The sequence below is a fragment of the Hymenobacter convexus genome, assembly GCF_030580955.1.
In the GTDB taxonomy this organism is placed as follows: Bacteria; Bacteroidota; Bacteroidia; order Cytophagales; family Hymenobacteraceae; genus Hymenobacter.
The window spans coordinates 239,005-261,719 of the sequence record NZ_JAUQON010000001.1 but is presented as its reverse complement, the minus strand read 5'-3'; the positions used below and the strand labels follow the sequence as shown (position 1 = coordinate 261,719).

Genomic DNA, 22,715 nt, shown 5'->3' with positions numbered 1-22,715 from the left:
GGCAAAGGTACAACCGCAACGGGGCATCGGAGGTTGCAAATGTACCTACATTGGTGCGGTGGTGGCGGGCACGGTTGCCAGCCGTGCCCGCAAATCAGCTATGCGCTCGAGGGCCAGTATATGGCCGGCTGCGTTGTTGGCATTCAGCACGAGGGGCTCGGCTTCGGCCCTTCGAAAATGCGTTTGGGCTTCTTCGTACTTGCCCAAGGTCCACGCCACTTCGGCCCGCGTAAAATAGTCGTCGGCGGCGTCGAGTGCCTTAATCTGCTGAGCCTGCTCCAGCCATTGCTGCGCCTGCGCGGCGTTTCGAGCGTGCCGGGCCTCGAAATAAGCCGCCTCGCAGCACACCTCTTGCTGACTTTGCGATGTCAGCGTGCTGAGTTTATCCAGGCAGGCGTATAGCAAAGTGCGCGCTTGGTCGGGCCGGTTGGCATCGAGGTGATGCGAATAAGCCAGCAGCCAGGCACTGCAATCGAGAGCCGAACTGTCGGGGCTGGCAAGGGCATGGTCCAGCAGTATGCTGTCCCAGTCGCGGGGCCGCAAGCCCGCGTATGAGCTGCCCATGAGCGCCGTCACGGCCAGCTGCCGATGCAGGGCGGGCTCGCGCCGCCACAGGTGCCACAGCAGCAACCCGTCGTTTCGCATGCCGTTGCTTAATTTCCTCGGCAGCAGATTGGCACAGCCCATGAAGGCCGACACCAGGCCGAACAACTGAAGCTCCGCAACGGTCAGCAAGCGGGCGGGGCTCGAAATAATGCCCGCGGGGCCGGCAAGCGCGTAGCTCAGCAGGATGGCAACGGCGCCCGTGGCTAGGTTGGCTACGGGGCCGGCCGCCACCGAAGCGACTTTGCGCAGGCGCAGCTGCCGGCTGCCAACGGGATAGTGCACCACCAGCCCGGCTAGTTTGGCGGGGCGTTTTGCCCACTTAAACCTCCAGTGCTGGCCGTGGCGCTCGATGTTCAGCCACAGCACCGTGAATTTTATTCCAATGAAGCCAAGCCACCGCCCACCAAACCAATGGCCCGCTTCGTGGATGGCAACGGCGGCTACGTAGAGCGGAAAAATGCTGGTCACCACCACCCCAAATTGGGTGTGCGTGAGGTAGCCGGCAATTCGGTAGTCCATTAGCTTATCGACCCAGCAGATAAACAGCACTATCCAGACCATAGAAATGGCCCCATGGAACATATTTAACGCTTTTTCCTGCATTGCGCCCATAAGCGAAAATAGCAGCTAAGCGCCAATCACAACGCTGCTTACAGCCGGTTGGCCCGCGCCCGCAGCAGCAAGTCGGCCAGCACCAGTTGCGTCATGGCTTCCACGATAGGCACGGCGCGGGGCAGCACGCAGGCGTCGTGGCGGCCGCGGCCCACCAGCGTCACGGCCTCGCCTTGGTCGTTGATGGTTTGCTGGGGCTGGAGCAGCGTGGCCACGGGCTTGAAGGCGACGCGGAAATAAATATCCTGGCCGTTGCTGATGCCGCCCTGGCTGCCGCCGCTGTGGTTGGTGCGGGTGCGCACGGCGCCGGTTTCGTCGGTATAGAATTCGTCGTTGTGCACCGAGCCCGGCAGCTTGGTCCCGGCAAAGCCGGAGCCGAATTCAAACCCTTTCACCGCGTTAATACTCAGCAAGGCATGCCCCAGCACGGCCGGCAGCTTGTCGAAAACGGGCTCGCCCAGGCCGGCGGGCACGTGCCGGGCCACGCCCGTAATCACGCCGCCCACCGTGTCGCGCGCCGCCTGGGCTTCGCGGATGCGGGCCTCCATGCGGGCGGCGGTTTCGGGGTGTGGGCAGCGCACGGGGTTGCTGTCGATGAGGCTTAAATCCAGCTCCTGGTAGTCCAAAGGCAATTCTACCTCGCCCACGGCCGAGACATACGCGGCAATTTCAACCCCAAAATGCGCCAGCAGCTGCATGGCCACGGCGCCGGCCGCCACGCGGGCCGCCGTTTCGCGGGCCGAGCTGCGGCCGCCGCCGCGGTAGTCGCGCCGGCCGTATTTTACGTCGTAGGTATAGTCGGCATGGCTGGCGCGGTAGGCGTGGGCAATGTGCGAGTAGTCGTCGGAGCGTTGGTCGGCGTTGGGGATGAACAGGCTGATGGGCGTGCCGGTAGTAAAACCCTCGAATAGACCCGACTGAATGTGCACGGTATCGGCCTCTTTGCGCGGCGTGGTGAGGTCGGACTGCCCGGGCCGGCGCCGGTCCAGCGCCGCCTGAATCCGGGCGGCATCCACGGCCACGCCGGCCGGGCAGCCGTCAATAATCACGCCGATGCCCGCCCCGTGCGACTCGCCAAAGGTGGTGATGCGAAAGAGGGAGCCGAAGGTATTGGACATTGGTTTAGCGTATAGTTGTCAGTTGTTTGTTGCCAGTTGTTAGCCCCAAACGACACCAGCCTAACAACTGGCAACGAACAACTGACAACCAAAATCCCTCAAAACTACGCCCGCCGCCCCGCCCGCCACCAGCCAATGGCCGCCACGCCGGCCAGCCCAACCAGCAGCCAGTCGGCGTAGCGGCGCACGTCGCGGTACACGTCGAGCGACTGCAGGGTGTCGTCGGCGCCCGCCAGCGCGGGACCGTAGAAGGGGTCTTCCTCGGGCTTGGGCAGGGGTGCGGGCGCGGCCACCACACCGCGCACATCGGGGCGTACCTCGGGCCGGAGCGTGTCGTAGCGGGCCGTGGCGGGGTTGAACACGACGAGGCTGAGGAGGCTGTCGAGAGGCAGCACGCCCGGGCGGCGCGCCACCAGGCGGTAGCGAAACATTTTGCGCCCGCCGCCGGGCGTCGGCTCTTCTTTCACCTCAGGCCCAAACACTTCTAGCCCTGGCCGAGATAGCCAGGTGGGTGCCAGCACGGCCGCCAGGTTGCCGCGGCCCTCCACCCCAAACGAGTAAGTGAACGACTCGCCCACCCGAAACCGGGTGCGGCTGATGGCTTCCCGCACCTCGAACGTCCCCACCGCCACCGCGCCCTGCCGGGCCGCCTGCGGCAGGCCCTGTACCTGCACCTGCACGCCCGGCGCGTAGTAGGTTTTGTAGCCCGCCAGGCGGTTGTCCTGGCCCGGTTCGGGCTTTTTCAGCACCTTGAATTTCACCATCGTCAGGGCCAGGGGCGGGAAGCGCAGGGGCTGGGCCGTGAGGGGGTAATAGATGTTTTCGGCCAGCCGGAAGCGCAGGTAGCGCTGGTCCAGGTGGCGCACGGTGTCGGGCGTCACGCTGGCGTCGGGGCCGGGCTCCTGCCAGGCGGTGGGCTGGTGCAGTTCGTGCAGCAGCGGCGGCAGCTGGTCGTTGAAATCGTGAAAGGCCAGCAGGGCCTGGTCTTCGGGCTTGAGGTAGAAATACAGGCCCACGCGCACGCCTTCGCCCACAAATACACGCGGCCGCTCGGCCACCACGGCCAGAAAGGCGTGGTCGGGCACGTCCTGGTAGAGCGCCGGCTTGGGCTTGCCGAACATCTTGTCGAGGTCGGCCACGGCTTGCAGCGGGGCATTGGGGTTGGCGGGCTTGGTGAGGGTGCCCGGGTTGGGCACCGGCGCCGGGCCCACGTGCACGGTGTTGCCGCCGCCGCGCAGCACCACGCCATTCACAGTCAGCTGGAAGGGCTTGATAACGACATCGCCCTCGCCGTAGGGCACGTAGCGCTGCGTGATGGTGACATCGACGAAGCGGCGGCCCTGCACGGTGCGCACGGTGTTGGTGCGGGTTTTGCCGATTTTTTTGAAGCCCTCCAGCTCCGGAAACTCGGAGTACTTGTCCAGCGTGCCCCCCCGCAGCCGGAAACCCAGCGTGAAAACGCCCGTGACGGGCAGCGCCGCCGGCCCCGGCACCAATTCCACATCGGCCGGGGCAGTGCTGGCGGGCCTGGGCGGCGCGGCCGAGGGCGCGGCGGCCGGCTGCGCGGCGGCGCTCCCCGCCCCCAGCAGCCACCCGAGCCATAGCATTTGCCTAAAAAATCTTCCCATAGTTGCCGGCACGTTAGCAGACCTTAAAAGTAGCCCCTAACGGTGGAATCCGCATTTCCGCGTTTATGCAACAACTGAGATATAATAAACTGTCCCGGCATTTGCAATACAAAATTTGGGCTTTGTGAATCCTTCCCAGGCGCTATTGCCGTATCTGCCCACACAACACCCCAACACTGCTGGCTTAATTCTCCAAAAAACGGCCCTTCGGCGCCGAGCGGACCCTTATTGCCTTTTCCCACCGCATCATTTTCTTTTTCACCTAACCTGTTTTCACCATGTCCGACAATCTCCAGCCTCGTGGCTCCGACGATACTTCGTTCGCTCAGCCGCTGTACACGCCCATCAAGCGTCGTTCTTTCTTCATGTACGCCGGTGCCACGGCGGGTGCTACGGCCCTGGTATTGGCGGGCTGCTCGAAAGACAATGACCCCGTTACCTCCAGCAACCTCATCAATGTGGGCTCGGGCGATACCGGCGTGCTGAACTACGCTTATGCGTTGGAGCAGCTCGAAGCCGGTTTCTATACCCGGCTGCGCACGGGCACCTACTACACGGGCCTGGGCTCCACCAGCGCCGAGAAGCAGATTCTGGACGACCTCTACTACCACGAAGTCATCCACCGCGAATTCTTCAAAGCTGCCATCACCTCGGGCCGCATCAGCGACAGCCTGACGCCAGACTTCTCCAAGGTTGACTTCAACAGCCGCACCAGCGTGCTGGGCACCGCCATGGCGTTCGAAGACCTGGGCGTGGCTGCCTACAACGGCGCAGGCCAGTACATCGCCTCGCCGCTGTACCTCACCCTGGCCGGTAAGATTGTGTCGGTAGAAGCCCGCCACGCCGCCATTATCCGCGACCTGGTTGGCGAAGCCACCTTCGTGGGCAACGACGTGGTGACCCTCACCACGGCCAACACCAGCGGCGTGACGACCAACAACGCCCCCGCAAACTCCAGCCTGGAGCGCTCGAAGTCGCCCGCCGAGGTAGTGGCCACGGCCAACACCTTCTTGGCCGAAGGCTCCAAGCTCGATGTCTCGGGCCTGAAATAAACTCCCTTTCTCTTTTCAACTCTGAATTCTCTTCGCCATGAATTTTTTTCAAATCATCTCGGAAATCGAGAAAGTGGACCCGGAAGTGTACGACCGTCTCGATTCGCGTCGTAGCATTTTCAAGCACATGACCGGCCTGGGCCAGAAGCTGTCGGCCGCGGCCGTGCCGCTGGCACTCGGTTCGATTTTCAACAAAGTGTACGCCCAGACGCCGGTAGGTGCCTCGGTAAACGACGTGCTCAACTTTGCCTTGAGCCTGGAGTACCTGGAGTCGTACTTCTACCAGCGCAGCGCCGCTGGGTCTGGTGCATCAGCGGTCACCCTGCGGGGCGGTTTCAGCGGCACCAACCTGGCTGCCATCGACCTCATCCGCACGGATGAAGCCAACCACGTCACCTTCCTGCGCTCGGTGCTGGGCACGGCGGCCATCGCCGACCCAGGCGCCGCTACGTTCGACTTCACCGGCGGCAAGGGCGCCGCTGGCGGCCCGTTTGCCGACGTGTTAACGAACCCGCTGACCTACCTCGCCGTGGCGCAGTCGCTGGAAGACACCGGCGTGCGTGCCTACAAAGGCGGCGCCGCGCTGCTGATGAGCAACAAAACCGTGCTGACGGCTGCGCTCAACATCCACTCGGTGGAAGCTCGCCACGCCTCCCGCCTGCGCACCATGCGCCGCGCCGGCCCCATGAACAACGCGGCTTCGCAAGGCCTGCCGGTTTCGCCTTATAATGCAGCTCCCAAGAGCTGGATTTCGGGCACCGATAACGGGGGTGCCGGTGGCTCGCCCACTGGTCCTACGGCCCCCATTTACGGCGCTGGCAACAACACGGGCGCTCCCACGGGCGTGACGTTTGATGCCGAAAGCAACACCACCCAGGGTGGTGCTGTCCTGACGGGCCTGCCCAACACCACCGGTTTCCCGGCCTCGGCTTTCTCCGAAGCTTTCGACGAAGCTTTGGATGTGACGACGGTGAAAACCATTGCCCGCACCTTCGTGGTGAACGGTAACAATTTCCTGGCGTAGTTTTAGGGCAAGGCTTCTTGCTTGCCAATGAAAAGGGCTGACCTGCGGGTCGGCCCTTTTTTTGTGTTTGCCCGGCAGCCTGGCCGGGCGCTGGCGGCCATCATGTTCGGCGGGGCAAGCGACTTCCGGCGCCGCCCCGTTACTTTTACTTGTTCAACCGTACAACCTCCTGGCCCGTTGCCGGCTCTTGCTTGCGTAGCAAGGCCTGGGCAGAGGCCTCCGATTCTTATTCTGTTTTCTTCATGTCTGATACTCTTCAGCCGCTGCACACGCCCATTAAGCGGCGCTCGTTTTTCCAGTATGCCGGCGCCACGGCGGGGGCTACGGCCCTGGTGCTGGCCGGCTGCTCCAAAGACAACGACCCCACCACTACCACCACGGCCGGCACCGTGAGCCTCGGCACGGGCGATGTGGGTGTGCTCAACTACGCCTATGCGCTGGAGCAGCTCGAAGCCGCCTTTTATGCCCAGGTGGTGAAAACACCGGCCGCCGATTTCCTGACCGGTGAGCTGGCCTACTTCACTCAGATTGCCGCCCACGAGGCCATTCACCGCGACTTTCTGAAGGCCGCCATCACCAGCGCGGGCGGCTCGCTGCTGCCCACCCTCACGCCGATTTTCACCACCATTAACTTCAGCAGCCGGGCCAGTGTGCTGAACGCGGCCAAAACGTTTGAAGACCTGGGCGTGGCCGCCTACAACGGGGCAGGTATTCTGCTCAAGTCGCAGGCTTACCTCACTATTGCCGGTCAGATTGTGTCGGTGGAGGCCCGCCACGCCGCCTACGTGCGCGACCTGCTGGCGCCGGGCTCCTTCGCCGACGACAACCAGGTGGACGCCACCGGCCTCGACAAGCAGCTGACGCCCACCGACGTCATTGCCGCGGCCCAACCCTTCATCACCGAGAAGCTGGATGCCAGCACTGTGGGCAAATAGCCCGTCTTCCCTCCCTTCGTTATCCTTCGCAACATGAATTTTTTTCAGATTATCGACCAGCTTGCGGCCGTAGACCCCGACGTGCTGGACCGTTTCGATTCGCGGCGGGCGGTATTTAGCTCGCTGGGTTCGGCCGCCAAACGCTCGGCGCTGGCCGCTACGCCGCTGTTTCTGGGCGCGCTGTTTCAGAAGGCCTACGCCGGCACCAAGTCCACGCCCGTCGATGTGCTGAACTACGCCCTGACCCTGGAGCTGCTCGAAGCCGACTTCTACCGGCTGTTTCTGGCGGCCGGCACCCTACCCAATGCCGCCGCCACGGCCGCCATCACCCAAATCAAAAAGCACGAAGACGCCCACGTGGCCCTGCTCACGCGCACCATTCAGGCGGCGGGCGGCACACCCGTTACGGGCACGGCTACTTCGGGCATCCGCTTCAAGCCGTCGGCATTTCCGAGTACCTACGCCGGGCAGCTGCAAGTAGCCCAGCTGCTGGAAGATACCGGCGTGCGCGCCTACAAGGGCCGCGCGGCCGAGCTGGTGGGCACCACGCTGCTCACCACGGCCTTGCAGATTCATTCGGTCGAAGCCCGCCACGCGGCCCACATCCGCGTTATGCGCGGGCAGCGGCCCTGGGTGAGCAATACCGACGACGTGGCCACCAACCCCACCTACACCAGCGGCGTGACCGGGACTCCCAGCACGCAGGTGACCACCCCCGGCGGCGCGTTCGGCATTCCGGCCTACACCAAGGCCAGCCCCGCCGAAAACAACACCATTCAGGTGAACCTCCCGCTGACCACGGCCCTCGCTACTACTTACGACGCCGCCGATGTGGCAGCTGCCTTCGACGAATACCTGCAGCCCGCCGAGGTGGTTGATGCTTCGCGGGCCGGTGGCTTGCTGGCTTAAAATCAGCCCGGAAGACACCTTTTCGGCCTGATTCAGCTTATGGAGCCGGTTCCGCCTGGGTGGGGCCGGCTTTGTTGTGGGGGCTTTGCAACCAATGGACGGGCAGGGAGTACCTTTGTAATGGCCGAGGCCCGGCATATCGGGTTGGCGGGCTGGCTTGAATATTTAACGAATGTCTGACCAATCTCATTTGCCCGCCTGGCGGGAACAGTCGCTGGGGCGGCGCTTGTTTTTGCAGGTTTCGGCCGCTTCAGCGGCTTCGGCCGCGCTGGTGGTGGCGGGGTGTAGCTCCTCCACCCCCACCCCGGCCGCCGATACCAACCAGATTGCGCTGCCTCAGGGCAACAAGGGCCTGCTGTACTACGCCTACCTGCTGGCCCTGGCCAAGTCCACGACCTACCAAAAAGTGGTTGACTCGCCCCCCGGCGACCTCCCCGCCGCCGAACGGGCCATTTTTGCCGACATGCGCGACCACGAAGTGGTGCACCGCGAAACGCTTAAATACCTCATCGACCCCACCCGGGCCACCGCGCTTTTCCCCGCAGATTTCGCCTTCAGCCTCACACGGTTCACGCTCACGTCGCGGGCCGGCGTGCTGGCGGCGGCCCTGCAGCTCGAAGACTTGGCGGCAGCGGCCTACCCGGTGATTCTGCCGTTCTTCAACAGCACCAACGCCTACGCGCGCGCGCTGCTGCTTAAAATGTCGACGGTGCTGGCCCGGCACGCGGCCACGGTGCGCGATTTGCTCACGCCCGGCTCGTTTGCCAACGGCACGGTGGTGGATGCTAGCGGCCAGCTCATCACCAAGACGCCGACCGAGGTGCTCACGGCGCTGGCTCCCTTCTGGACGCCCTATGTGCTGTCCATCACCTGCCCCGACACCAGCCCCAGCTCCGACCCGGGCCTGTGCACCGCCAACGGCTAATTGTCGCGGCCTTTTTCGTTATTTCTACAGCCGCCCGCCGGTTTTCGCATGAAGCTGATATCCCTGCTTGACCATCTGGCCGCCACCCCGGCCTCTTCTTCGGCCGCCCCGCGCCGCGACGTGCTGGCGCAGCTGGGCCGGGCCGCCGTGGCGGCGCTGCCACTCGCGCTGGGCGCCCTCCCGGCCGCTGCCGCCACCCAAGACTCGACGCTGGATGCCGTGCTGCAGCTGTTGCAGCTCGAGCGCCTGCAAGCGGCCCTCTACACCCAGGGCCTGGCCGCCACCGGCCTGATTCCGGCAGCCCAGACCGCCGATTTCCAGCGCTTGCTGTCCCACCAGTCGCAGCACATTGCGTTCCTGACGCAAACGGTACAGGGCGCGGGCAGCACCGTTCCCACGGCACCGACGTTTGACTTCAGCGGCCGGCGCAACGCGGCGGCCAACCCGGAGCTTTTTCCCGCGGTGTTCACCAACTACGACAATTTTCTGGCCCTGGCGCAGCAGATTGAGGACCTGGGCGTTCGCCTCTACCAAAACCACGTCTTCAACATCGTCTCCGATTTCCGCCTCGTTCGGGCCGTGCTGCGCATGCAGAGCGTGGAAGCCCAGCACTCGGCCCACGTGCGCGGCCTGCGCCGCAGCCGTGGCGCCACGGTGAGCAACTGGCCCAGTGACAAAGACACGGTCATTGCACGGCCCGCTGCGGCCCAGGCCCTCACCGCGGCCGCCACCGGCGGCGAGGCCAACGTGCTCCAGCCCGTTTCGGTGAGCACCACCCTGCCCTCGGCCAGCATCTTCCTTGTACGCGACAATACCGCCGTTCAGGACGCGGCTTTGGCCGAAGCGTTTGATGAGCCCATAAGCACTGCCGTGGCACAGGCGGCGCTCAATTTGTTCTTCTAAACAAGGCCATATAGGAGAATACAAAATTTTGGCATTCCCCCGGAAAAGAGCGGCCCTGGCCGCTCTTTTCGCGTATTGACGGTCCCGCAACGCTTTGGGCCATTTGGCCTCTTGCGTTTGGTCCTTCCTATATTGTATCTTTCCTATTATCAAGGCAGCCAAGCTCGTGCGTATCGAGAGGCCGCTGTTTCCACCCATTTTTCACTACCCTTGTACTCACCCCGATGCTGGAATATGTGAAAATGATTCTGACCAAAGTCAGCTTCAACAAGGCGCTGTTCGAGAAAGAACTGCGCAAAGCCCTCAAAATGGTGCTCCCGGCCGAGCTGGCAGACTTCCGCAGCTGGTGCTACCAGCAGTTTTCCCGCGTGTACCGACACGTGCTGAAGCGGGTATTTGGCCGCTTCCGGGATGATTTTCCCGTGGCGGGCGTCGGCTAGTCGGCGTCGGCGGGGGCTGTGGTGGGCGCGTCGGCAACAAACCGGATGTTGCGTTTCAGCCCTTCGTAGCCGGTGCGCTTCACGGCCGATTGCCGGAACAGCTCTGTAAACAGTTCGTGGGTGATTTCGCGCCAGTCGCCGGGCGTCAGGTCTTTCAGGCCAGGCGCGGGGTTGAATTGTGGCTCGTTGTGCGGTTTGGCGAAGCGGTTCCAGGGGCACACATCCTGGCAGATGTCGCAGCCAAATACCCAGTTGCCAAACTGCCCGGCCACTTCCGTCGGAATCTGGTCCTTGAGTTCGATGGTGAAGTAGCTGATGCACTTGCTGCCGTCCACTACGTAGGGCTCGGTGATGGCCTGTGTGGGGCAGGCGTCCACGCACTTGGTGCAGGTGCCGCAGTAGTCCCGAATGGGCCCGTCGGGGGGCAGTTCTACGTCCACAATCAGCTCGGCAATGAAGTAGAAAGAGCCCGTGCCGGGCGTTATCAGGTTCGAATTCTTGCCCACCCAGCCGAGGCCCGATTTCTTTGCCCAAGCCTTGTCCAATACCGGCGCCGAATCAACAAAGCAGCGGCCTCCGATAGCTCCGATTTCGGCCTCCATGTCGGCCAGCAGCGTTTTCAGCTTGTCCTTGATGACGAAGTGGTAATCACGGCCGTAGGCGTATTTACTGATTTTGAGGGTGTCGTCGGGCTGCTGGGTTTCGGGCGCGGGGTAATAGTTGAGCAGCAGCGAAATCACCGATTTGGCACCGTCCACCAGCAGGCGCGGGTCGAGGCGCTTGTCGAAGTGGTTTTCCATGTAGCCCATCTTGCCGTTCATCCGGCGCGTGAGCCAGGTTTCGAGGCGCGGGGCTTCTTCTTCCAGGAACTCCGCCTTCGAAATGCCGCAGGCCATAAAGCCCAGTTCCGCCGCGCGGCGCTTGATAAAAGGGGCCCATTGGGACGGAGGAAGCATGGGTAACAAGAGAAACTGAGCTGCAAAGAAACGGGAAACGCGCCGCTGGGGGCGGCGCGTTCCTTGTAGCGTGGACTCTGCGAGTCCGCGCATGGTTCGGCTCGTTCGAGGCGCTGACTCGCAGAGTCCACGCTACAACGCTACGACGTTATCTCATCGAACAAGCTCGCGCCGTTGTTGCCGCGCAAATGGTTGGGCAGCAGGCGACCCAGGTGCTGGTACGCCGCCTCGGTGGCCTCGCGGCCGCGCGAGGTGCGCTTGATGTATCCTTCCTGAATCAGGAAGGGCTCGTACACTTCCTCGATGGTTTCGCCTTCTTCGCCGCAGGCCGTGGCGATGGTGCTGATACCCACCGGGCCACCCTTGAACTTGTCGATGATGGTAGTCAGAATGCGCTTGTCCATATCATCGAGGCCGCGGGCGTCCACATCCAGCGCGTTGAGGGCAAACTGCGCGATTTCGACTGTGATGGTGCCGTCGCCCTTGATTTGGGCGAAGTCGCGGGTGCGGCGCAGCAGGTTATTGGCAATGCGGGGCGTGCCGCGCGAGCGGCGGGCAATTTCAAAGGCCGCGTCCTCGTGAATGGGCGTGCCCAGGATTTCGGCCGAGCGCTGCACAATAGTGGTCAGCAGCTTGGAATCGTAGTACTCCAGGCGGGCCGAGATGCCGAAACGGGCGCGCAGCGGCGCCGTGAGCATACCCGAGCGCGTGGTGGCGCCCACGAGGGTGAAGGGCGAGAGCGAAATCTGCACCGAGCGGGCATTGGGGCCCGAGTCGAGCATGATGTCGATGCGGTAGTCCTCCATCGCCGAGTAGAGGTACTCTTCCACCACGGGGTTGAGGCGGTGAATTTCGTCGATGAACAGCACGTCGTGCGGCTCCAGGTTGGTGAGCAGGCCGGCTAGGTCGGAGGGCTTGTCCAGCACCGGGCCGCTGGTCATCTTGATGCCCGAGCCCAGCTCATTGGCGATGATGTGCGAGAGCGTGGTTTTGCCCAGGCCGGGCGGGCCGTGCAGCAGCACGTGGTCGAGGGCGTCGCCGCGCTGCTTGGCGGCGGCCACAAACACCTTCAGGTTTTCCAGAATCTTGTCCTGGCCCGTGAAATCGTCGAAACTAAGCGGGCGGAGGGCTTTGTCGATGTCCTTGTCGGTGGCATCGAATCCCTCAGTTCCGCCGGTGAGAAAGGCTTCGCGCATACTGATATTACTAAAATGATTGGTCGACGCTTGCTAAGCTAATGAGTAACTGTATTGCAGGCAAAAAAGCTCCTTCGAATTGAAGAAAAAGAGCTTTTCACAAAGAACGTCATGCTGAGCGCAGTCGAAGCATCTCTACCGCGTAACTAATCCAATCGGAAGGAATAGTATAGCGGTAGAGATGCTTCGACTGCGCTCAGCATGACGGCCTTATTATTCTGTTCTGTCTTTACTACTCGTGCAACAGCACTTCAATATCGAGGTGGAGCCAGTCGGTTTCCCAGGATTTGTGGTTGAGGCGGGCCGAGAGGTGCTTGCCGGCATCGAGCAAGCGGGCCACGGTTTCGTTGCGGCCCTCGGGCAGGTAGCCGAGCCACACGTTGGCGGGGTCGGTGGCGGGGGCGGTGTGCACCTGCACGGCCCAGTCGTCGTAGTGGTTGTCGGCTTCGCGGCTCAGGTGCAGGGCCTGGCCCACCGTGAGTTTGGGCTCGTACTTCTCTAGGTTGGGGCGGTGCGAGGTGCCGGCCACGAGGCATTCGAGCAGCACGAGGGGTTCGGACGCGGGGACGATTTTCATCATGGGGCCAAATTACGGCATGGGGAGGGCTTTTGCTACCAGCGGCGCGGCCGCGGTAGCCGGCACCGGCGTGGCAGCAAAGATGCTCCGCTTGTAGCGCGCCTTGATGTAGCGGTTGCAGGGCAGCTCGATGAAGCGGTGCAGCAGGTAGCTCAGCACCATGGCCACCACGAACATGATGCCGGCCAGCACATAGGTGTTGTCGGTGAAGTTGTGGCGGCCGTTGAGGGTGAGCATGTGCCGCATGGTGAGTTGGTGAATGAGGTAGAAGCTAAAGCTGATTTCGCCCAACCACACCCAGGCGCGCGTCGAAAACACTGCCGACAGGAACCCGTTCTGATGCGCAAACGCGTAGATAATCATCGCCATGGGCACCCAGTAGTACCACGAAAAGCGGTAGCCCATGGGCACGTCGTTGTGGTAGTAGAACGCCACGCCGAACACGCCAAAGGCCAATAGCTCCATGAACGTGGCACCGATTTTCGACCTGAACACCCCGCTGAGAAAACCGCGCTTGTAGATTTGGTGCAGGGTAATGCCCAGGATGAAATCGACAATCCGGAAAAAGGGATTGATGTACATGAAGGGGTGGTGGCTGTTGTCGAGGGAGTAGTACATCACCACCGGCACGGCCAGAAACAGCAGCCAACCGAAGCGCAGCAGCGCCTTGTTGCGCACAAACAGGAAAATGATGAACGGGAACGCGAAGTAGAAGAACATCTCGTCGGAGATGCTCCAGGAGGGCACGTTGTAGGAAAAGAAGTATTCGGGGATGGGCACGAAAGCGTGCAGGAGCGAGGCATTGGTCATGAACATGACCGTGGAGGCGGCCGGGTCGGCAAAGAAGTCCTTCCACTGCTCGGTGCCCTCAATGACCAGGCCCAGCGCGATGAGCAGCGTGGCCAGGTGCAGCGGGTAGACGCGGGCAATGCGCGCCACCCAAAACTCCCGGAACGTGACCTGGCGGCTCAGCAGCCGGTCGTCGTAGTTCAGTGAGAGAATGAAGCCGCTTAGAATGAAGAAGAAGCTGACGCCGATGAAGCCCTCGCCGGTGACGTAGTACTGGATTTCCTTGAACGTAGGGTACGCCACGTTGTCGAAGAACTGCAGGTGGCTGCAGAACACCATCAGGGCAAACAGGAAACGGAGGGAAGTAAGGGGTTTAATCATCGGGCAGTAGCGGTGGTAAAGCCGGGGTGTCGCTTTGTTTTTTCAGTCAGGCACGGTCCCGCGTCTTACAAAGCTAAGTGCTGGGCCGGAGCCCATTGGCATGCGGCCCGGCGTGGCAAACGAAGCATGGGGCCGGGCCCGCGCTATTGGAGGCTGAATAGCTGGACAGCGGCCACCCGTAGGCTTTCAATATATGCCGTTAAAATCACGCTGCCTCAATACTCAACTACGTATAGCGTTGCCTCTCTACGCCAACCTGTTCCGGTGTTACTGTAGACGCTGGTTTCCCATCCATCGCCGCCAACGTTCACCAAAGCCCGCTTGTGGTCCTTCGAAAATAAAATACCCCCAACAAAAAAAGGCTGCTCGCTGCCGTAGCGTTGCAAGAGGGAATCACGCATCAGTATGTGCGCCCGCTGGCCCAGCCTTTGGTTCAGGGCGGTTAGGGTGTCGAGCGAAAGCACGGTGACCCCAGGCTGCCGGATTTTGCTCTGCTCGAATTTAAACGTCTGGCTGGCCGGCAGCTGCTGGCGCATGTAGGCCACATCGGCCAATGAGAAATACTGCAGGACCTGGGCGCGCTCATACGTTCCGTCCCTGGCCAACACCACCTGATAGTCGTCATCGGAGCTATAAGGATGGTCGAGCAACAGGAGCCGCACGGTTGGCGTGTCCGTTGCCATTGGGGGCAGCCGGTGGTACTTGCCGTCAGTGCCCCGCTTCGCGTAAGCAAATGGCCGTGGCAGGGTATTTAGAATGGATTCGAGCAGCTCATACTTCAGCTTTTCGGGCACCCGCTGGGCGCGGCAGGCGGCTGCTTCCAGCAAAAGCAAGGGTAGAAACCAGACAAACTTTCTCATCATTAGCACTAACGCAAAAGGCCGTTCTATGCATAGAACGGCCTTTTGGTCTGGAATACCTAATTTCTTACTTAAACGCCTGAATGCCCGTAATGTCGGCGCCGGTGATGAGCAGGTGAATGTCGTGCGTGCCCTCGTAGGTAATCACCGACTCCAGGTTCATCATGTGGCGCATGATGGGGTACTCGCCCGTGATGCCCATGCCGCCGTGAATCTGACGGGCTTCGCGGGCCACGTGCAGGGCCATGTCCACGCTGTTGCGCTTGGCCATGCTGATTTGGGCGCTGGTGGCTTTGCCTTCGTTTTTGAGCACGCCCAGGCGCCAGGCCATGAGCTGGGCCTTGGTGATTTCGGTAATCATCTCGGCTAGCTTCTTCTGCTGGAGTTGGAAGCTGGCGATGGGCTTGCCGAACTGCTCGCGCTGCAGGGAATATTTCAGGGCCGACTCGTAACAGTCGATGGCCGCGCCGATGGCGCCCCAGGCAATGCCGAAGCGGGCCGAATCGAGGCAGGACAGCGGGCCTTTGAGGCCGTCGACGTTGGGCAGGATATTCTCTTTGGGGATTTTCACGTCTTCAAACACCAGTTCGCCGGTGCAGGAGGCGCGCAGGCTCCACTTGTTGTGGATTTCGGGCGTGCTGAACCCTTCCATGCCGCGCTCCACGATGACGCCTTTAATGCGGCCCTGCTCGTTTTTGGCCCATACCACGGCCACCTGGCACTCGGGCGAGTTCGAAATCCAGAGCTTGGCGCCGTTCAGCAGGTAATGGTCGCCCATGTCCTTGAGGTTGGTGGTCATGCCGCCGGGGTTCGAGCCGTGGTCGGGCTCGGTGAGGCCGAAGCAGCCCAGCCATTCGCCGGAGGCCAGCTTGGGCAGGTATTTCTTGCGCTGCTCTTCGGAGCCGTAGGCGTAAATAGGAAACATCACCAGCGAGCCCTGCACCGAGGCGGTGGAGCGCATGCCGGAGTCGCCGCGCTCAATCTCCTGCATGATAAGGCCATAGCTGATGTAGTCGAGTCCGCCGCCGCCGTATTCCTGCGGGATGGTGGGGCCGAAAGCGCCGACGTCGCCAAACTTGCGCACGATTTCGCTCGGGAAGTGCGCGTCCTGCGCCCACTTCTCGATATTGGGGCTGATTTCCTTCTTCACGAAATCGCGGATGGACTGGCGAATGAGCAGGTGCTCCTCGGTCAGCAGGCCGTCGAGGTCGAAATAATCGGTAAAGCCGTTGGCGTTGGTGCTGCCTTTCTGGGCAGTGTGGGCTTTGGCCTGGGGGGAGAGAACGTCGGCTTCGGAGGACATAGGGCGGGAATTGGGTGGTGAGGTGGGAGTTTGGACAAAGATAACAGGCGGGTTTGGGGCACGGTTCGGCGGGGGGCAAAAAGGCTGTTTCCCGCAACATGACAGCGAATTAAATGTAATGGCGCGACTGCTTCATGAGCCCGCTGCCCCGCTACCCAAAGCCGCAGGGCATTTCTATGGCTAGCGGGCCACCTGCCCTGCCCGGTTGAATAGCTTCTCCAGGCCACAACCTGTAGGCGTTCCAAACTATATTTGAAGTGATACCCCTTGCATGGGGCGCCGACTTGGTTTTTACCCCGCTTTTCCCACCCCGGATGGTTTGCCTCTACTCCCGTGCCCGCTGGGTGCTGCCCGCCGCCTTGCTCCTGGCCCTTACGGGGGCTGCCCGGGCACAGGCGCCCGTCATCACGTCGGTGATTCCGATGGCCAACGCGCGGGCAGTGGCGCGCAATGCCCCCCTCACGGTCACGTTCAGCCAGCCGTTGCCGGTTGCCGCGGCGGGGGCGCTCAAGGTGTTCAGCAGCCAGCGCGGGGGGTTGCGCGCGCGCGGGACCACGCCAGCCGTGGTGAGCGGCAACACGCTGAGTTTCGCGCCTACGGCCTACCCCTACCTACCCGGCGAGACGGTGCAGTACACCGTGGTGCCGACGACGGCCCCCGGCGGCGGGACGCCGGGCCGGGTGGGCCAGTTTACGACGGCGGTGGGGGGCACGGGCGGCGGCAATTTCCAGCCGGGTACTGACATTGTGGTGGGAAATAACCCTGTCGGCATCACATCGGGGGACATTGATGGGGATGGTGACGTGGATTTGCTGGTTGCCAACAGTGGCAGCAGCGCCGTTAGTGTCCTGCTCAATGATGGCAGGGGTCAGTTTGCTTCAGCTCCGGACGTGAGCATTCCTAACGTTGCCAACGTTGCATTGGCCGACGTGGACAGCGACGGTGACCTAGACCTGCTGGCCCCTTATAATAGCAACGGCAGTGCCATGGTTAGTGTGCAACTCAACACCGGCGGTGGCAACTTCAGCTTGGGCCAAACCGTTGGAGTGGGCAGCAGTGCTGCCAGCATTGTAGTAGCTGATGTGAATGGAGACGGCGATTTGGATTTGCTCACCACCAGCAGCCTAAATCCGGGCGGCGTAAGTGTCCGCCTCAACGGCGGCAGCGGCTTGTTTAGCGGCACGCAGAATGTAAGTGTCGGCATTGGTCCTTATGCGTTGACGGTGGGCGACATTGATGCCGATGGTGACCTTGATTTGGTCACCGTCAGCGGAATCGGCAACGTGGCCAGCGTGCGCCTGAACGACGGCAACGGCGTCTTTTCCGGGACGCAAAGCATTGGGGCCGGCAGCTACCAACGAGGCGTAGCGCTGGGCGATGTGGACGGCGATGGCGACCTCGACCTGCTCACATCCAATCAAACCGACCCTGGGACGGTAACTGTTCGGCTAAACGACGGAAGCGGCCTTTTTACCACCAGCCAAACGGTCAATGTAGGTAGCTACGCAGGTAGTGTAATACTAGCAGATGTGGATGCCGACAGCGATTTGGATTTGCTGGCCACGAATGGCGTTTCTTTCGGTGTGCCAACCGGCAGTGTGAGCATACGACTCAATAACGGCAATGGCTCGTTCAGTGGTACGCAAAGCGTTGTAGCAGGCAACGGCAACGCTCCGTATACAATAGCGAGAGACTTGGACGGCGACGGTGACCTAGACCTAGCGATTGCAAGCAACACCACCAACGGGGTAGTAAAACTGTATTTGAACGGCGGCACCGGCCCGCTGGCCACCACTGCCGGCCACACCACCGGCCCAGCCCTCGCCCTCTTTCCCAACCCTGCCGCCAGCGCAGCCACCCTCAGCGGGGCCACACCCGGCGCGCCCATCTCCGTGCTCGACGCGCTGGGCCGGGTGCTACTCACGGCCACCGCCGATGCCACGGGCGCGGCGCGGCTGGTGCTGCCCGCCGGGCTGCCGGCCGGCGTGTACCTGATGCGCTGTGGCGGGCAGGTGCGCCGGCTGGCGGTGGAGTAGCAGCCTGCTTAACTCCCTCCCCGGCGCCCGCCGTATAGTGGCCCGGACCCTCTTGCCGCGCCATGTCCGCTCCCTTACCCATCCCCCACGCCAAAAAGCTCAACGAGCTGGAGGCCACCGCCATTTGCGGCAACGACATTTCCTCGTCGTGCCTCTACGTGTCGGCGTTGGCCATTTCCTACGCCGGGCAATACGCCTGGCTGGCGCTGCTGGTGGTGGGCGCAGTGCTGTTTCTGTTCCGCAAAATATACGGCGAGGTGGTGGGTGCCCTGCCCCTCAACGGCGGTGCCTACAACGTGTTGCTCAACACCACCAGCAAGCGCAACGCCGCGCTGGCCGCCTGCCTTACCATCCTCTCCTACATGGCCACGGCGGTGCTTTCGGCCAACGAGGCGATGCATTATTTGCACACGCTGTGGCACGGGCTGCCCATCATCGGGGCCACCGTGGGGCTGCTGGCGCTGTTTCTGGCGCTCACCATTCTGGGCATGTCGGAATCGGCCATTGTGGCCGTCGTCATTTTCATTACCCATCTGGCCTCGCTGACGCTGCTGGTGGGCGTGGCGGGCTGGTACCTGGCCACCCACGGCCTGCACAACCTCTCGCTCAACTTTGCGCTGCCCGTGAAGGGCGGCAGCATCCTGAATGCGCTGTTTTTTGGGTTTAGCGCGGCCATGCTGGGCATTTCGGGGTTCGAAAGCTCCGCCAATTTCGTGGAGGAGCAGGCCCGGGGCGTGTTTCAGAAAACGCTGCGCAACATGTGGGTGGTGGTCACGGTGTTCAACCCGCTCATTGCGTTCCTGGCCGTGGCGGTGCTGCCCATGGTGGAAGTGGGCCAGCACACCGAAACGCTGCTTTCGTACCTGGGCACCGTCACGGGCGGGCCGTGGCTGGGCACGCTCATTTCCGTCAACGCCGTGGCCGTGCTCAGCGGGGCGGTGCTCACCTCCTTCGTGGGCGTGAGCGGGCTGATGAAGCGCATGACGCTGGACCGCATTCTGCCCCAGTTTTTCCTGAAGGAGAACAAACGGGGCAGCAACTACTTCATTCTCCTTACTTTTTTCGCGTTGTGCGTGTCGGTGCTGCTCATCACCAATGGGCAGTTGGGGCCGCTGGCGGGCGTGTATACCATCTCGTTTTTGTCGGTAATGGCCTTGTTTGCCCTCGGCAATTTTCTGCTGAAGGGCAAGCGGCCCAACCTGCCGCGCCCCGTGTACGCGGGCGTGCTGACGGTGACGCTGGCGCTGCTGGGGGTGCTGGTGGCGCTGTTTGGCAACGTCCGGATTCACCCCGAATACCTCATTGTGTTCCTCGAATACTTTCTGCCGGCCCTGGGCATCGTCAGCATCATGCTCAACCGGACGGCCATTCTGAAACTGGCGCTGTCGGGCGTCGATTCACTGGCCCGGCACTTGCCGCGGGTGGCGCGGCTGGCGCGCCTCAAGGTGCGGCGGCAGCTGCGGGAGCTGGCCCAGCAGGAATTCGTGTTTTTCACGAAGGGCGACAACGTGGCCAACCTCAACAAGGTGATGACCTACGTGGTGGAAAACGAGTTTACCAACCGCCTCAAAATCGTGACGCTGCTGAAACCCAGCGAGAAATATCCCGAGGAGCTCCTCAACGACATCCGGGTGCTCGACCGCGCCTATGAGCAGATTGAGGTGGAGTTCGTGACGTTGGAAGGCCACTTCGGACCCGACCTGATTGAGGAGCTGTCGCAGCGGTGGCACATACCCAAGAACTTCATGTTCATCGGCTCGCCCGGCGACCGGTTTCCCTACCAGGTTTCGGAGTTGGGCGGCGTGCGGCTGATTATCTGAACCATAGTTTCTGAACCACAGATTCAGCAGATTAAACGGATTGCACAGATTTCGGAGGTGCTAATAGCGCACTGCCATCAATGCCCGCCTATGCAACAGAAAAGGCCACTCAAATGAGTGGCCTTTTTGCAAATCTGTACTTGGAAGTTGTCCGCAAAAATCCGTTAAATCCGAAAAATCCGGATGAATCCGTGGTTTAGAACCTAAGATTCAATGAGGCCAGGAAGTTGGTTTTGGCCTGCGGGTAGTAAGCGTTGAAATACTGGGTTTGCCCGCCGCTCACGTAGCCGTAGGTGAAGCCGTTGTTCATGTATTCGGCGGCAAAAACGTTGTTGACCAGCACGGCCAGCTCTACGTCTTGCAAACCCAGCTTTTGGGGGTGCCAGAGGTAGCGCAGGCGCAGGTCCTGCACGTAGTAGGGGTCTATACTACGGGTTTTAGTGCTGGTGTTGTCGAGGTACTGGCGGCCGGCGTAGCGGGCCAGCGTGGCCAGCTTCAGGCCGGGCAGGGCTTCGTACTCTACGGTGTAAGCAGCCGTGAAACCGGGCGAGAAGGCAATGTTGGTTTCCTTGTAAGTGGTGGCTTTTTCGCCGCCCTGGTCGTAGTCGGTCAGGTAGTCGGTGTAGTTGTTGATTTTGTTCTGGCTGGCCGTGGCGGTGGCCGTCAGGCTCAGGGCCGGCACGGGGCGGTAGGTCATTTGGGCTTCGACGCCGCGGCGGTACGACTCGGCCACGTTGGTGTGAATGGCGTTGCCCACATCGTCCAGGCGGCCGCTCAGCACCAGCTGGTTGCGGTAGTACATGTAGTAGAAGTTCAGGTTGGCCTGCACTTTCTCGGTGGCGCGGCGCAGGCCCAGTTCGTAGTTGAACAGCTTCTCGGCGGTGGGCCGGCGCTCGGCAGGCGTGTCGGTATAGTCAGTGCGGGTAGGCTCGCGCTGGGCCAGCGCTAAGGAAGCGTACAACTGCGTGCTGGGGCGCAGCTGGTAGGTGAGGCCGAACTTGGGATTGAGGAAAGTGAAACGGGTCGTTTGCTGGCTCTTGGCGCCGTTGGGGCGGCCGTCGGGCGCGTACAGCTCGTAGCGCACATAGCGGTTTTGGAGGTCGACGAAGCCAGCCAGCTTATCGGCCAGGCTCACATTTACCCGCCCATACACGTTGATGTCCTGCTTGTGGGCATTGGGCTCGTCGTTGTAACGCGTGCCGGTTTCGGGAATGAAGGTGCCGCGCTGGGCCCAGGTCAGTTCATCGAAATGCTGGCCCCGGTAGCCCACCACGGCCCCGCCCAGCGTGGCCTCGGTGATGCGGCCGCTGGTGGGCCGGGCCTGCAAGGCGAAGGTGGCCCCGTACATGTCGGTTTTCAGCCAGCGCCGCCGGATGACGTCGGTGGTGCGGAACGTGTCGCCGGCAGCGGTGTACACGGGCCCGCCGATGCCGTACTTCTCGAACTCCTGGTTGGCCTTGTATTCCTCGTAATAGCCCCCGCCGCGCGTCCAGAACGGCGTCACGCTCAGGTTGAGCGCGGGCGCGAGCTGGCGCGAAATCAGGAACTGGTAGTAGTCCTGCTGGTAGTTGTCGGTCTGGTTTTTATAGGCCGGCAGGTGCTGGCCGTAGTCGGTGCCGGCCTCGTTATAGCGGCGGTTTCGGTGCAGCAGCGAGTCGGCCAGGCCGTACCAGCTTTGGTAGGTGGTTTCGTAGCCGGTGAGGACGAGGGCGCGCAGCAGCGTCTTCTCGTCAGAATACGTGCCGGTCAGGTACAGCGACCGCAGCCGCGACGAGGCGCGGTCCACGTAGCCGTCGCTCTGCACCCGCGAGGCGCGGGCATCTACCGAAAAGTGGCCGTTGATGAGCCCAGTACCGGCCATAATGGTCGATTTCCAGGTACCAAAAGAGCCGGCCGAGTTGTTGACTTCGGCGTAGGCCTTGGGCCGTAGGCCGAGGGTTTCCACGTTGAGGCTGGCCCCGAAGGCGCCCGCGCCGTTGGTGCTGGGCCCGGCCCCGCGCTGCACCTGAATGCTTTGGGTGGAGGAGGCCAAATCCGGCAAATCGACGAAAAACACGCCGTGGCTTTCGGCCTCGTTCACCGGCACGCCGTTCAGCGTCACGTTGATGCGGGTGCCGTCGGTGCCACGAATGCGGATGCCGGTGTAGCCCACGCCGGTGCCGGCGTCGGAGGTGGTGACCACGCTCGGCGTCTGGTCGAGCAGATAAGGAATATCCTGGCCAAAGTTGCGGGCCTGCAGCTCTTTGCGGCTCACGTTTTGGTAAGCGGTGCCGGTTTTGTCGGTAGCGCGGGTGGCGGTCACCACCGCTTCGGGCGTCAGGATGCGGCGCAGTTTGGTGGTATCGGGCGGAGCGGGTTGCTGGGCCCAGGCCGGGGCAGCCAACCCCACGAGGGCGGCGCTAGCAAGCAGTACAGTTTTCAAAAAAGTGAACGGGTAAAAATAGAACGCGCCGTCGCCCCAGGGGTCGGAGCGGCAGCGGAAACGTCCGCGGATTGTTTGTTCCCTGCGCCGGCATTACCCGGTTCAGGTTCGATGGGTATCATCTCAGCCAATGTCTTGCACCACATCAGCACCCCTAAACATGCCGCAAAGGTAGCACCTCGGGCACCGGGCATCATTTTTTATCTTATTCCCGGGCCCGGAG

At 62.1% G+C, this 22,715-nt stretch carries 19 protein-coding genes and 1 riboswitch; of the genes, 9 read left to right on the top strand and 10 right to left on the bottom strand.

Translation table 11 applies throughout. From position 1 onward, the window contains the following. Window positions 1-45: 45 nt before the first annotated feature. The 3 genes from Q4S41_RS01020 to Q4S41_RS01010 all read right to left on the bottom strand — a co-directional run bounded on the left by Q4S41_RS01020 (window position 46) and on the right by Q4S41_RS01010 (window position 3,943). Complete coding sequence (locus Q4S41_RS01020; protein ID WP_305029270.1) at window positions 46-1,167, bottom strand: M50 family metallopeptidase; 1,122 nt, start codon at window positions 1,165-1,167, stop codon at window positions 46-48. 89 nt (window positions 1,168-1,256) lie between these two features. Next, window positions 1,257-2,336, bottom strand: a complete 1,080-nt coding sequence (gene aroC, locus Q4S41_RS01015; RefSeq protein WP_305029269.1) for a chorismate synthase — start codon at window positions 2,334-2,336, stop codon at window positions 1,257-1,259. A 104-nt stretch (window positions 2,337-2,440) separates the two neighbouring features. Further along, window positions 2,441-3,943, bottom strand: coding sequence for a BatD family protein (locus tag Q4S41_RS01010; RefSeq protein WP_305029268.1), 1,503 nt, complete (start codon window positions 3,941-3,943; stop codon window positions 2,441-2,443). Between the two features lie 299 nt (window positions 3,944-4,242). Here Q4S41_RS01010 and Q4S41_RS01005 point away from each other — a divergent pair, with 299 nt between their 5' ends. The 7 genes from Q4S41_RS01005 to Q4S41_RS00975 all read left to right on the top strand — a co-directional run bounded on the left by Q4S41_RS01005 (window position 4,243) and on the right by Q4S41_RS00975 (window position 10,152). Beyond that, complete coding sequence (locus Q4S41_RS01005; protein WP_305029267.1) at window positions 4,243-5,016, top strand: ferritin-like domain-containing protein; 774 nt, start codon at window positions 4,243-4,245, stop codon at window positions 5,014-5,016. 37 nt (window positions 5,017-5,053) lie between these two features. Beyond that, complete coding sequence (locus Q4S41_RS01000) at window positions 5,054-6,040, top strand: ferritin-like domain-containing protein (protein ID WP_305029266.1); 987 nt, start codon at window positions 5,054-5,056, stop codon at window positions 6,038-6,040. A gap of 242 nt (window positions 6,041-6,282) precedes the next feature. Next, the gene (locus tag Q4S41_RS00995) at window positions 6,283-6,975 is read left to right on the top strand and encodes a ferritin-like domain-containing protein (protein WP_305029265.1); all 693 of its coding nucleotides are present in this window, start codon (window positions 6,283-6,285) and stop codon (window positions 6,973-6,975) included. Window positions 6,976-7,008: 33 nt separating this feature from the next. Next, window positions 7,009-7,884: a ferritin-like domain-containing protein gene (locus tag Q4S41_RS00990; protein ID WP_305029264.1), complete on the top strand. Its 876-nt coding sequence runs from the start codon at window positions 7,009-7,011 to the stop codon at window positions 7,882-7,884. 172 nt (window positions 7,885-8,056) lie between these two features. Next, window positions 8,057-8,809 carry a ferritin-like domain-containing protein gene (locus Q4S41_RS00985; protein ID WP_305029263.1) on the top strand — a complete coding sequence of 251 codons (753 nt, stop codon included), beginning with the start codon at window positions 8,057-8,059 and terminating at the stop codon, window positions 8,807-8,809. A 48-nt stretch (window positions 8,810-8,857) separates the two neighbouring features. Continuing rightward, window positions 8,858-9,712 (top strand): ferritin-like domain-containing protein, encoded by an 855-nt coding sequence (locus Q4S41_RS00980; RefSeq protein WP_305029262.1) that lies wholly within the window; start codon window positions 8,858-8,860, stop codon window positions 9,710-9,712. A gap of 224 nt (window positions 9,713-9,936) precedes the next feature. After that, window positions 9,937-10,152: a hypothetical protein gene (locus Q4S41_RS00975; RefSeq protein WP_305029261.1), complete on the top strand. Its 216-nt coding sequence runs from the start codon at window positions 9,937-9,939 to the stop codon at window positions 10,150-10,152. On the opposite strand, the gene queG is transcribed toward Q4S41_RS00975, so the two are convergent. The 6 genes from queG to Q4S41_RS00945 all read right to left on the bottom strand — a co-directional run bounded on the left by queG (window position 10,149) and on the right by Q4S41_RS00945 (window position 16,214). Then, entirely contained in the window at window positions 10,149-11,108 is a 960-nt protein-coding gene (gene queG / locus Q4S41_RS00970; RefSeq protein ID WP_305029260.1) for a tRNA epoxyqueuosine(34) reductase QueG, read from the bottom strand. The genes Q4S41_RS00975 and queG overlap by 4 nt on opposite strands. A 140-nt stretch (window positions 11,109-11,248) precedes the next feature. Then, window positions 11,249-12,304 (bottom strand): Holliday junction branch migration DNA helicase RuvB, encoded by a 1,056-nt coding sequence (gene ruvB, locus Q4S41_RS00965; RefSeq protein ID WP_305029259.1) that lies wholly within the window; start codon window positions 12,302-12,304, stop codon window positions 11,249-11,251. Between the two features lie 232 nt (window positions 12,305-12,536). Beyond that, window positions 12,537-12,884 carry an HIRAN domain-containing protein gene (locus tag Q4S41_RS00960; protein WP_201977355.1) on the bottom strand — a complete coding sequence of 116 codons (348 nt, stop codon included), beginning with the start codon at window positions 12,882-12,884 and terminating at the stop codon, window positions 12,537-12,539. Window positions 12,885-12,893: 9 nt separating this feature from the next. Further along, complete coding sequence (locus Q4S41_RS00955) at window positions 12,894-14,051, bottom strand: acyltransferase family protein (RefSeq protein ID WP_305029258.1); 1,158 nt, start codon at window positions 14,049-14,051, stop codon at window positions 12,894-12,896. Between the two features lie 215 nt (window positions 14,052-14,266). Beyond that, complete coding sequence (locus tag Q4S41_RS00950; protein ID WP_305029257.1) at window positions 14,267-14,914, bottom strand: hypothetical protein; 648 nt, start codon at window positions 14,912-14,914, stop codon at window positions 14,267-14,269. A gap of 64 nt (window positions 14,915-14,978) precedes the next feature. After that, window positions 14,979-16,214, bottom strand: a complete 1,236-nt coding sequence (locus Q4S41_RS00945) for an acyl-CoA dehydrogenase family protein (protein WP_305029256.1) — start codon at window positions 16,212-16,214, stop codon at window positions 14,979-14,981. 314 nt (window positions 16,215-16,528) lie between these two features. On the opposite strand from Q4S41_RS00945, the gene Q4S41_RS00940 reads away from it, so the two are divergent. Both Q4S41_RS00940 and Q4S41_RS00935 read left to right on the top strand, forming a co-directional pair. Continuing rightward, window positions 16,529-18,250 carry an FG-GAP repeat domain-containing protein gene (locus tag Q4S41_RS00940; RefSeq protein WP_305029255.1) on the top strand — a complete coding sequence of 574 codons (1,722 nt, stop codon included), beginning with the start codon at window positions 16,529-16,531 and terminating at the stop codon, window positions 18,248-18,250. Between the two features lie 62 nt (window positions 18,251-18,312). Beyond that, window positions 18,313-20,070, top strand: a complete 1,758-nt coding sequence (locus Q4S41_RS00935) for an APC family permease (RefSeq protein ID WP_305029254.1) — start codon at window positions 18,313-18,315, stop codon at window positions 20,068-20,070. 196 nt (window positions 20,071-20,266) lie between these two features. Here Q4S41_RS00935 and Q4S41_RS00930 read toward each other — a convergent pair whose 3' ends face one another. Next, complete coding sequence (locus tag Q4S41_RS00930) at window positions 20,267-22,492, bottom strand: TonB-dependent receptor (RefSeq protein WP_305029253.1); 2,226 nt, start codon at window positions 22,490-22,492, stop codon at window positions 20,267-20,269. 60 nt (window positions 22,493-22,552) lie between these two features. Continuing rightward, a riboswitch (TPP riboswitch) is annotated at window positions 22,553-22,658 on the bottom strand. Window positions 22,659-22,715: the final 57 nt, after the last annotated feature.